Below are 11,211 nucleotides of genomic sequence, written 5' to 3' on the forward strand. Positions count from 1 at the left end.
CGATGCCGGCGCAGCCCATGCGCATCACGCATTTTCCCGCTGACCATGACCGCTCCCACCATGACTTCCTCTCCCGTCCGCGCTATCGTGACCGGCCATTCCCGTGGACTCGGCGCCGCCCTCGCAGAACTGCTGCTGGAGCGCCAGATCGATGTTCTCGGCCTTGGCCGCAGCGCGCATCCCACGCTGGCCGCGCGCGAGCCGTCGTCGTCCGCGGCGCAGTTGCAGCAAGCCGCGCTCGATCTCGGCGATTGCGCCGCGCTCGAACGCTGGTTCGCGAGCGGCGCGCTGCGCCAGTTCGCGCACGGCGCGCAGTGCGTGCTGCTGTTCAACAATGCGGGCACCGTCGAGCCGATCGCGCCGCTCGGCGCCCAGCACGCGGGCGCCATCGCTCGCGCGATCACGCTCAACGTCGCGGCGCCGCTGATGCTTGCCAACGCGCTGGCTTCGGGCGAAGCATCGGGCGACGCGCTGGAGCGCCGCATCATGCACATTTCGAGCGGCGCGGCGCGTAACGCCTACGCGGGCTGGAGCATTTATTGCGCGACCAAAGCCGCGCTCGATCATCACGCTCGCGCGGTGGCGCAAGACGCGCGGCCCGACGTGCGCATCTGCAGCGTCGCGCCGGGCGTGGTGGACACCGCCATGCAAGCCACCATCCGCTCCACCAGCACCGAGCAGTTCCCGCAGCGCGAGCGCTTCGAGCAACTGAAGGAAAGCGGCCAGCTTGCTTCGCCGCGACATGCGGCGCGGCAACTGATCGATTACGCGCTGAGCGACGCGTTCGGCGCAACGCCAACGGCCGACGTGCGCGAACTCGCGAGGAACTGAAGGCAGTCGACGCAGCGCGTCGCTCACGCGGGCGCGCTGCGCTTTCACGTGAGGGCGGCGCGCGAGCGCTCCCCCTTCCATCGCCGCGCGCCGCCGGCTAGCACCAGCAGCGCGCCAATAGCCAGCAGATCGCCCGCGAGCCGCGCGGGCCAGAAAGCGCTCACATGCGTTGCACGCAACAGCGTGTCGATCGCATTCGACACGAGCGCGCCGCCAACGAAGCACACGAGCCCCTGCTGGCCCACCGTGACCACGCCCGGCAAGCGCCGCGCGAGCCAGCCGATCCAGCCCAGCCGCACGGCCTGCGCGGCCAACCAGGCTACCGCGCCAAAGCTCACGATACGCAGGCTCGCGAGGTTCTGCTTCATGTAGCCCGGCGCTGGCTCGAGGTCGACGAACAGCTTCATCACGGCGAACAGCACGACATGCGCGCCCGCGAGCACCGTGAGCGCGCGGCCCAGACGCGAAATCTGGAACGCCGCCGAAACCGGATAGAGCCGGCACAGCAGGCCGAGCACGAACATCGCCTGCCACGCGAACGGATTGAATGGCCAGTTCGAGCCGGGCACGGCGGGCAGATAGCGCACGAGCCAGCAGCCGCCCAGCCAGATGCCGAAGCTGCCCAGCAGTGCGACGTCGGGCGCGCGCCGCGCGAGCGGCATGATCGCGGGCAGCGCGAGCACGAGAATCACGTAGAGCGGCAAAACCCCCGCCAGATACGGCTGATCGCGAAACACCGCGACATTGCCGAGCATTGCGAACGGATGCGCGACGAAGCGCTGAAAGCCTGAATCCGCGACGAGCGGCGAATCCACGCGCAATCCAACAGCCGCTGCACCCGAAAGCAGCATCAGTGCAGCAGCGCACAAATAAGCGGCATAGATTTCGCGCCCACGCCGCAAGAAGCGCTGGTTGGCAGCGCCCACGCCCTTTTTCGCCGCGATTGCGAGCCAGCTCGCTGCCGACACGTACCCGCTCACGAACACGAACACCTCGGCCGAATCGCAGTACGCGAAGGTGTGCAGCATGCCGTGCGACAGCATGCTGGCGGGCATGTGATCGAGCGCGATGGCAAGCAACGCGAAACCGCGGAAAAAATCGATTTCGATCGATCGCTTCGATGTCTGACTCATCAATCAAGGCTCCGGTTGGAACGGTTTTTCTCTTTCATCGGGATGACTGATTATTTGCGCAGCGCTATACGGCAGCGATAATGCGAAAGCGTTTCGTCATGACTGGGCGCTGCAGCCGCTACGCCAAGCGAATTCAGTGCCGGCTCGAAGCACCCGTCCGCCACTCGCACGCCCTCCAGCATCGCATATTCCGCTGAGCGCCCGCAGGTTCCGCTCTTTGCCCACCCGCGTCAGGGCTTTCCCGGTGTCCTTCGTGCAATTACTTGACACTTAAAGTAATTCGGCCTAATCTGCCCCTGCAGACTGACCAAGGGAGCGAACATGCGAATCGTTTGTATCGGTGGCGGGCCAGCCGGACTTTATTTCGGCCTTTTGATGAAGCGTCGTCACCCGGACTACGAGATCACGGTGATCGAGAGAAACCGCCCATACGACACGTTCGGCTGGGGCGTGGTGTTTTCCGATCAGACGCTCGGCAATCTGCGCGCGGCCGATCCGGAAAGCGCGGACGAGATTCTCGACGCGTTCAATCACTGGGACGACATCGAGATCCATTTCCGCGGGCGCTCGATTCGCTCGTCGGGTCACGGTTTCTGCGGCATCGGCCGCAAGCGTCTGCTGAACATCCTGCAGGCGCGCTGCGAGCAGCTCGGCGTAAAGCTCGTGTTCGAGACCCAGATGAGCGACGACGATGTGCAGGACGCCGACCTCATCATCGCCGCCGACGGCCTGAATAGCGCCACGCGCCAGAAGTACGCGGCCACCTACCAGCCCGACATCGATCTGCGAGACTGCCGCTTCGTGTGGCTCGGCACCTCGAAGCTGTTCGACGCCTTCACGTTTGCCTTCGAAGAAACCGAATTCGGCTGGTTCCAGGCGCACGCCTACCGCTTCGACGACAGCACCTCGACGTTCATCGTCGAAGCGCCCGAGCGTGTGTGGAAGGCGGCGGGCCTCGACGAAATGAGCAAGGAAGACAGCATCGTGTTCTGCGAGAAGCTGTTCGCGCGCTATCTCGACGGCCATGAACTGCGCTCGAACGCGGCGCATCTGCGCGGCTCGTCGCAATGGATCCGCTTCCCGCGCGTGGTGAGCCGCGAGTGGGTGCACTGGAAGACCAGCGCGAACGGCAAGCAGACGCCGGTCGTGCTGATGGGCGATGCTGCGCATACCGCGCACTTCTCGATCGGCTCGGGCACCAAGCTCGCGCTCGAAGACGCCATCGAGCTCGCCAACAGCATGGAAGCGCATCCGGGCGACCTGCGCGCCGCGCTTCATCACTACACGAGCGTGCGCAGCGTGGACGTGCTGCGCATCCAGAACGCCGCGCGCAATTCGACGGAGTGGTTCGAGCACGTGGACCGCTACGCGAAGTTCGAGCCCGAGCAGTTCGCGTATTCGCTGCTCACGCGCTCGCAGCGCATCTCGCACGAGAACCTGCGCGAGCGCGACGCGCACTACCTCGGCGGCTTCGAGTCGTGGCTTGCCGCGCGCGCGGGCGTCGATGCGGATGCGCGCGCAGCAGCCGGCCAGCGCGCCGCGCCGCCGATGTTCACCCCGTTCACGGTGCGCGGCGTCACGCTCAAGAATCGCGTGGTGGTGTCGCCGATGGCGCAGTACTCCGCGCGCGACGGCGTGGCCGGCGACTATCACCTGATGCATCTGGGCGCGCGCGCGATGGGCGGCGCGGCGCTCGTAATGACCGAGATGACCTGCGTGTCGCCCGAAGCGCGCATCACGCCCGCCTGCCCCGGCATGTATGCGCCCGAGCATCTCACCGCATGGCGGCGCATCGTCGATTTCGTGCACGCGAACTCCGATGCGAAGATCGGCATCCAGCTCGGCCACTCGGGCGCCAAGGGCTCGACGCGGGTGGCGTGGGAAGGCATCGACCAGCCGCTCGACGAGGGCAACTGGCCGCTCGTTTCCGCGTCGCCGCAGCAGTATTTGCGCGGCGTGAGCCAGCATTCGCACGCGGCCAGCCTGGAAGAATTGCAGGAAATCGAAGCGCAATTCGTGCGCTCCACGCAGATGGCCGCCGAGGCGGGCTTCGACTGGCTCGAACTGCACTGCGCGCACGGCTATCTGCTGTCGAGCTTCCTCTCGCCGCTCACGAACCAGCGCACCGACGAATATGGCGGCTCGCTCGAGAATCGCCTGCGCTATCCGCTCCAGGTGTTCGGGGCGATTCGCGCCGTATGGCCCGACGACAAGCCCATTTCCGTGCGTATTTCCGCGCATGACTGGGTCGAAGGCGGCATCACGCCCGACGACGCCGTGCAGATCGCGCGTGCCTTCAAGGCGGCAGGCGCGGACATGATCGACGTTTCGTCGGGCCAGGTGAGCAAGGACGAAAAGCCCGTGTATGGCCGCATGTTCCAGACGCCGTTCGCGGACCGCATCCGCAACGAAGCCGGCATCGCGACCATCGCCGTGGGTGCAATCTCGGAGGCCGACCACGTGAACGGCATCATTGCGGCGGGCCGCGCCGACCTTTGCGCGGTGGCGCGCCCGCACCTCGCCAACCCGGCGTGGACGCTCGGCGAGGCCGCGAAGATCGGCTACTTCGACGTGAAGTGGCCGAACCAGTACACGGCGGCGAAGACCCAGCTCGAACGCAACATCGAGCGCGAACGCGCGGCCGCCGCCGCGGCTGCGGGGCTCTCTCCGCTCGAACGCGCCCAGCGCGCGGAAGGCACGGTGTGAGCATGAGCGACGATACGCTGAAAGGACAGCACGCCGTGGTGACCGGCGGAGGCAGCGGCATCGGCGCGGCGACGGCCGCCGCGCTGCTGCATGCGGGCGCGCGCGTCACGCTGATGGGCCGCGACGCGGTGAAGCTCCAAGCGCAGCGCGAGGCGTTGGGAGCCGGCGAGCGCATCGCCTGCGTGAGCGTCGACGTGACCGACGAACGCGCCGTACACGATGCGTTCGCGAGCGCTGCCGATGGCCTCGGCGCGATCGACATCCTCGTGAACAACGCGGGCCAGGCCACTGCCTCGCCGTTCGCCCAGACCGGGCTCGATCTCTGGCAGCGCATGCTCGACGTGAACCTCACGGGCGTATTCCTCTGCACGCGTGCCGTGATTCCGGCGATGCTCGCGCGCAAGAGCGGCCGCATCGTCAACGTGGCGAGCACGGCGGGCCAGGTCGGCTATCCGTATGTGGCCGCGTATTGCGCGTCGAAGCACGGCGTGATCGGCATGACGCGCGCGCTTGCGCTCGAAGTCGCCACGCAGGGCGTGACGGTGAACGCGGTATGCCCCGGCTATACGGAAACGGAACTGCTGCAGGCCTCGCTCGACCAGATCACGCGCAAGACCTCGCGCAGCGAGGCCGAGGCGCGTAGCATCCTCGTGCGTCACAACCCGCAGCAGCGCTTCGTCCAGCCGGAAGAAGTCGCCAACGCGGTGCTGTGGCTGTGCGCGCCCGGGTCGTCCGCGATCACCGGGCAATCGATATCCGTTTCCGGTGGAGAAATCACATGACCTCGCCTGTGCCGAAACAGAAGCCGCGCAAGGCGCCTGCCGCGAAGACGACGCGCAAGGGCGTCGAAAAGCTCGCGGAGAACGTCGTCGACATGGAGATGAGCACCGGCGCCGACAGCCACATGGGCCTGCGCCTGTGGCTGCGCCTGCTCACCACGACCAACCTCGTGCAAGCCGAGCTGCGCCGCCGCCTGCGCACCGAATTCGACACCACGCTGCCGCGCTTCGACTTGATGGCGCAGCTAGAACGCCATCCCGAAGGACTCCGGATGACCGAGCTCTCGCGCCGCCTGATGGTCACGGGCGGCAACGTCACCGGCATCACCGATCAGCTGGAAAAGGAAGGCCTCGTCACGCGCGACGCCGACCCCGAGGACCGCCGCTCGATTGCCGTACGCCTCACGCCCGAGGGCCGCGCCGCGTTCGACCGCATGGCCGCCGCGCACGAGCAGTGGGTGGTGGAAATGTTCGGCGGCCTCTCGCTCGACGAGAAGTCGAAGATGCACGAGCGCCTCGGCAAGCTCAAGCAACATCTGCGCGACAGCCTCGAAGGCTGAGCGCGCTCCAAGCTAAAGGAGACATACCTTGACGACAGAACGCTCCAGCGCGGATGCGCTCTTCGCGGGCAACCGCACGACGCTGGCCGGCTACGAGGCGAAGCACTTCGGCTGGTCGGTCGAGGGCCGCGTGGCGACCATCACGCTGAACCGCCCCGAGCGCAAGAATCCGCTCACGTTCGAATCGTATGCGGAGTTGCGCGACCTGTTCCGCCAACTCGCCTACGCCACCGATGTGAAGAGCGTCGTGGTGCACGGCGCGGGCGAGAACTTCTGCTCGGGCGGCGATGTGCACGACATCATCGCGCCGCTCATCGACTTGCCGATGCCCGAGCTGCTGATGTTCACGCGCATGACCGGCGACCTCGTGAAGGCGATGCGCCATTGCCCGCAGCCGATCATCGCCGCCGTGGACGGCGTGTGCGCGGGCGCGGGCGCGATTCTCGCGATGGCCTCCGACATGCGCTATGCCACCGCGCGCAGCAAGCTTGCGTTCCTGTTCACGCGCGTGGGCCTCGCGGGCTGCGATATGGGCGCGTGCGCAATCCTGCCGCGCATCATCGGCCAGGGCCGCGCGGCCGAGTTGCTCTATACGGGCCGCTCCGCGAGCGGCGAGGAAGGCCACGCCTGGGGGTTCTATAACCGGCTGTGCGAGCCGGAAGTGCTGCTCGCGGAGGCGCAAAAGCTTGCGGCCGATCTCGCGGCGGGCCCGACCTTCGCGCACGGCATCACCAAGACGATGCTGCATCAGGAATGGACCATGAGCATCGACGAGGCGATCGAATCGGAAGCGCAGGCGCAGGCGATCTGCATGGCGACGCGCGACTTCGGCCGCGCGTATGACGCTTTCGCGGCGAAGACGCGTCCGGTTTTCAAGGGAGATTGAGCCAGTGAACGCTGACAACACCCTGCATGGCGCGCTCGCGTGGCCGTTCTTCGAAGACCATCACCGCGCGCTTGCAAAAGGCGTCGAGGAGTGGTCACGCCTGCATCTCGCGCATGTGCCGCACGACAATGTCGACGATACCTGCCGCACACTCGTGCGCAAGCTGGGCGCGGCGGGCTGGCTGCGCTACGGCGTGGGCGGCACCGCCTGGGGCGGCCATGGCGACACCATCGACACGCGCGCCGTGTGCCTGCTGCGCGAAACACTCGCGAAGCATTCGGGCCTCGCCGATTTCGCCCTGGCGATGCAGGGCCTCGGCTCGGGCGCGATCTCGCTCGCGGGCAGCGATGCGCAGAAGTCGCGCTATCTGCCGCGCGTCGCGAGCGGCGAAGCCATCGCCGCGTTCGCTCTCTCCGAGCCGAACGCGGGCTCCGACGTGGCCGCGATGGCGCTGGCCGCGCGCGCCGACGGCCAGGACTACGTGCTCGACGGCGAGAAGACGTGGATCTCGAACGGCGGCATCGCCGACTTCTACGTGGTGTTCGCGCGCACCGGCGAAGCGCCGGGCGCGCGCGGCATCAGCGCGTTCGTCGTGGATGCCGACACGCCGGGGCTCGAGATTGCCGAGCGCATCGACGTGATCGCGCCGCATCCGCTCGCCCGTCTGCGCTTCGCCGGCGCGCGCGTGAACAAGAGCCAGATGCTGGGTGCGCCGGGCGAAGGCTTCAAGATCGCCATGCGCACGCTCGACATCTTCCGCACCTCGGTGGCCGCCGCGTCGCTCGGCTTTGCGCGCCGCGCGATGGACGAAGGTCTCGCGCGCGCCGCGTCGCGCCAGATGTTCGGCCAGACGCTCGGCGATTTTCAGCTCACCCAGGCGAAGCTCGCGCAGATGGCGCTCACCATCGACAGCAGCGCCCTGCTCGTCTATCGCGCCGCGTGGCTACGCGACCAGGGCGTGAGCGTCACGCGCGAAGCGGCCATGGCGAAGTGGCATGCGAGCGAAGGCGCGCAACAGGTGATCGATGCCGCCGTGCAGCTCTGGGGCGGCATGGGCGTGCAAAGCGGCAACATCGTCGAATCGCTCTACCGCGAGATTCGTTCGCTGCGCATTTACGAAGGCGCGACCGAGGTTCAGCAACTGATCGTCGGACGTGATCTGCTCAAGGCCTACCAAACGGAACACTCATGAAAAAAGCACTTCTTCCCGCAGGCTGGGTCAAGCCGCGCGGTTATGCCAACGGCGTCGCCGCCGTGGGCACCCAGGTCTATATCGCCGGCCAGATCGGCTGGGACGAGAACGCGCGCTTCACGAGCAGCGAGTTCGGCGCGCAGGCCGTGCAGGCGCTGCGCAACATCGTGGCCGTGCTCGACGCAGCGGGCGGCAAGCCCGAGCATCTGGTGCGCATGACCTGGTACGTCACCGACAAAAAGGAGTACCTGGCATCGCTCAAGGAGATCGGCGCGGCGTTTCGCGAGCTGATCGGCGACTACGACATCGCCATGAGCGCCATCCAGGTGGTCGCGCTCATGGAGGACGAGGCGAAAGTGGAAATCGAGGCCACGGCCGTGATTCCCGACGATGCCCGCTTATCCAGCCAATAAGCGAGCCCATAATCGACCCCATAAGCGACCCCATAATCGGACCAACAAGAGCCACGCAACAGAACACCCTACAAGGCTGTTCGCAGCCAAGCCGGAGACACCATGCAACCGACCGCTCACGTCGACACCTTTGCACGCGATAACCTGCCGCCCGAATCGCAGTGGCCCGCGTTGCTTCTCGACAATCCCGACGTCGCCTATCCCGCGCGTCTGAACTGTGCGGCCGAGTTGCTGGACCGCGCCATCGAGGCCGGGCATGGGGCGCGCCCGGCCGTCTGGTCCGAGGTCGACGGCAAGCCGCAAGCGACCACCTATGCGCAATTGCGCGAACTGGTGGACCGCAGTGCTCACGTGCTGGTGGACGACATGGGCCTGAAGCCCGGCAACCGCGTGCTGCTGCGCGGCCCCAATACGCTGCAGATGGCCGTTGCGCTGCTGGCGTCGTTGAAGGCCGGGCTCGTGGTGGTGCCCACCATGCCACTGCTGCGCGCGAAGGAGCTCAGGCAGATCATCGACAAGGCGAGCGTGAACGCGGCGCTGTGCGACGTGCGCCTCGCCGACGAGCTCGCGCGCTGCACCCAGGCCGACGACGAATTCTTCTGCGCGAACCTCGCCCAGGTGCGCTACTTCCACGACGATGCGCCCGGCAGCCTCGAAAGTCTCGCGGCCAGCAAGCCCGCCGCGTTCACCGCATGCGACACGGCCAGCGACGACGTCTGCCTGATCGCGTTCACGAGCGGCACCACGGGCACGCCGAAGGGCTGCATGCAGTTCCACCGCGATGTGATCGCCATGTGCGACCTGTTCCCGCGCCACGTGCTCAAGCCCACCGCAGACGACGTGTTTTGCGGCACGCCGCCGCTCGCGTTCACATTCGGGCTGGGCGGCCTGCTCTGCTTCCCGCTGCGCGTGGGCGCCTCGACCGTGCTGATCGAAAAGCTCACGCCCGCGCTGCTGCTGCAAACCATCGAGCGCTTTCGCGCGACCATCGTATTCACCGCGCCCACCTTCTACCGGCAGATGGCGCCGCTCGTGAAGGACTACGACATTTCAAGCCTGCGCAAGACCGTATCCGCGGGCGAGGCGCTGCCGCAGGCGACGCGGGACTTGTGGCGCGAGGCAACCGGCATCGAAATGATCGACGGCATTGGCGGCACCGAGATGATCCACATTTTCATTTCCTCGGCGGGCGGCGAGGTGCGGCCCGGCTCGATCGGGCGCGCGGTACCAGGCTATGAGGTGCAGGCGCTCGACGACGACATGCTGCCGGTGCCGCCCGGCGTCACCGGCAATCTCGCGGTGCGCGGGCCGACGGGCTGCCGCTATCTGGCCGACGAGCGGCAGAAGAAGTTCGTGCGCGACGGCTGGAATCTGCCTGGCGACGCGGTCACCATCGACGCCGACGGCTACGTGTTCTACCAGGCGCGCGCCGATGACATGATCGTCTCGTCGGGCTACAACATCGCGGGCCCCGAGATCGAGACCGTGCTGATGCAGCACCCCGCCGTGGTGGAATGCGGCGTGACGGGCGTGCCCGACGAATTGCGCGGCCAGGTGGTGAAGGCGTTCGTGGTGCTGCGCCCCGGCTTCGAGGGCAATGAGGCCATGGTGGCCGAGCTGCAAGCCTTCGTGAAGAACGCGGTGGCGGCCTACAAGTACCCGCGCCTGATCGCGTTCCTCGACGCGCTGCCGAGAACCGAAACCGGCAAGCTCAAGCGCTCGGCGTTGAAAACGATGTGAGCGCGCCGAAACGCGGCGACGGGTCCGGCGGGCTCCACTCCCCGGGTCCGCCGGACGCCGGACGCCGGACGGCGCAGCTACTGCGTCAGCTCCTGATGCAAGGCCCGATATTCACGCGAGAGCTTGTGTCCCGGATCGAGGTGGACAACGGGAGTCGCCTGCTGATGCGATTCGCGAATCTTCACCGACGAAGACAGCCGCGAAGCCAGCACCGGCAAGCCCTCGCCGATCAGTTCGTCGACCAGCTTTTGAGGCAGGCTTGCGCGCGGCTGAAACTGGTTGATGACGATGCCCTCCACCTCCAGCGCGGCGTTGTGATCCTGCTGGATCTCCTTCACGTTTTCGAGCAGCGTGTAAAGCGCGCGCCGGGAGAAGTCGTCGCAGTCGAACGGAATCAGGCAACGCTCGACGGCGATCAGCGCGGCGCGAGTGTAGAAGTTCAATGCCGGCGGCGTGTCGATATACACCGCGTCGTACATGTCGAGCTCGTTGAGCGCGTCGCGCAGCTTGTAGATCTTGTAGCGGGATTCCAGCTTGCCGTGCAGCGTATCCAGGTCGGCATGACCGGGCATGATGTCGAGGTTCTCAAACGGTGTCGGATGAATGAACGACGTCACGTCCACGGGTTTGAAGCTGAACGTCAACGCGGTCTCAAAGAAGCTCGCCACCGTGGAACGCACCTCGCCGGCTTGCGCGCCCAGCAGGTACTGGGTTGAATTCGCCTGCGCATCCAGATCGATGACCAGCGTTCTCAGCCCTTCGCTGGCGCTAATTGCTGCAAGATTGCAAACGATCGTCGACTTCCCTACGCCGCCTTTCTGATTGAATACGACACGCCGCATGCTCGTCTCTCGAATGGAAATTTTTAATAGAGCCGACAGCATACCCGATCGTTGCTGCACTGCCGCATACGAATAATAAGGTCAGGATTGGACGGCCGGATGGAAGCGCTTGCGGCTGCGCGATGCAGT

At 66.4% G+C, this 11,211-nt stretch carries 10 protein-coding genes; 8 read left to right on the plus strand and 2 right to left on the minus strand.

Annotated features, from left to right (window positions below; translation table 11 throughout):
• The first annotated feature begins 60 nt into the window (after window positions 1-60).
• On the plus strand, window positions 61-831 hold the full coding sequence (locus tag P5W99_RS21700; protein WP_421025463.1) for an SDR family oxidoreductase: 771 nt from the start codon (window positions 61-63) through the stop codon (window positions 829-831).
• A 44-nt stretch (window positions 832-875) separates the two neighbouring features.
• On the opposite strand, the gene opgC is transcribed toward P5W99_RS21700, so the two are convergent.
• The gene (opgC, locus tag P5W99_RS21705; protein ID WP_421025464.1) at window positions 876-1,964 is read right to left on the minus strand and encodes an OpgC domain-containing protein; all 1,089 of its coding nucleotides are present in this window, start codon (window positions 1,962-1,964) and stop codon (window positions 876-878) included.
• A gap of 321 nt (window positions 1,965-2,285) precedes the next feature.
• On the opposite strand from opgC, the gene P5W99_RS21710 reads away from it, so the two are divergent.
• From P5W99_RS21710 to P5W99_RS21740, 7 genes are all read left to right on the plus strand, one after another.
• Entirely contained in the window at window positions 2,286-4,670 is a 2,385-nt protein-coding gene (locus P5W99_RS21710; protein WP_434662890.1) for a bifunctional salicylyl-CoA 5-hydroxylase/oxidoreductase, read from the plus strand.
• 2 nt (window positions 4,671-4,672) lie between these two features.
• A complete protein-coding gene (locus P5W99_RS21715; RefSeq protein WP_434662893.1) occupies window positions 4,673-5,452 on the plus strand; it encodes an SDR family NAD(P)-dependent oxidoreductase in 780 nt (259 codons plus the stop codon).
• Window positions 5,449-6,009: a MarR family winged helix-turn-helix transcriptional regulator gene (locus P5W99_RS21720; protein WP_421025467.1), complete on the plus strand. Its 561-nt coding sequence runs from the start codon at window positions 5,449-5,451 to the stop codon at window positions 6,007-6,009. Before P5W99_RS21715 ends, P5W99_RS21720 begins: the two co-directional genes overlap by 4 nt.
• Window positions 6,010-6,037: 28 nt before the next feature.
• On the plus strand, window positions 6,038-6,895 hold the full coding sequence (locus P5W99_RS21725) for an enoyl-CoA hydratase family protein (protein ID WP_421025468.1): 858 nt from the start codon (window positions 6,038-6,040) through the stop codon (window positions 6,893-6,895).
• Between the two features lie 4 nt (window positions 6,896-6,899).
• A complete protein-coding gene (locus P5W99_RS21730; RefSeq protein WP_421025469.1) occupies window positions 6,900-8,087 on the plus strand; it encodes an acyl-CoA dehydrogenase family protein in 1,188 nt (395 codons plus the stop codon).
• On the plus strand, window positions 8,084-8,500 hold the full coding sequence (locus tag P5W99_RS21735) for a RidA family protein (RefSeq protein ID WP_421025470.1): 417 nt from the start codon (window positions 8,084-8,086) through the stop codon (window positions 8,498-8,500). The genes P5W99_RS21730 and P5W99_RS21735 overlap by 4 nt, the downstream gene beginning before the upstream one ends.
• Window positions 8,501-8,602: 102 nt before the next feature.
• On the plus strand, window positions 8,603-10,240 hold the full coding sequence (locus P5W99_RS21740; protein ID WP_421025471.1) for an AMP-binding protein: 1,638 nt from the start codon (window positions 8,603-8,605) through the stop codon (window positions 10,238-10,240).
• 77 nt (window positions 10,241-10,317) lie between these two features.
• Here the strand turns inward: P5W99_RS21740 and P5W99_RS21745 are convergent, their stop codons facing one another.
• Window positions 10,318-11,082 (minus strand): ParA family protein, encoded by a 765-nt coding sequence (locus P5W99_RS21745; protein ID WP_421025472.1) that lies wholly within the window; start codon window positions 11,080-11,082, stop codon window positions 10,318-10,320.
• Window positions 11,083-11,211: the final 129 nt, after the last annotated feature.

This window comes from Paraburkholderia sp. A3BS-1L, assembly GCF_051125215.1.
In the GTDB taxonomy this organism is placed as follows: Bacteria; Pseudomonadota; Gammaproteobacteria; order Burkholderiales; family Burkholderiaceae; genus Paraburkholderia.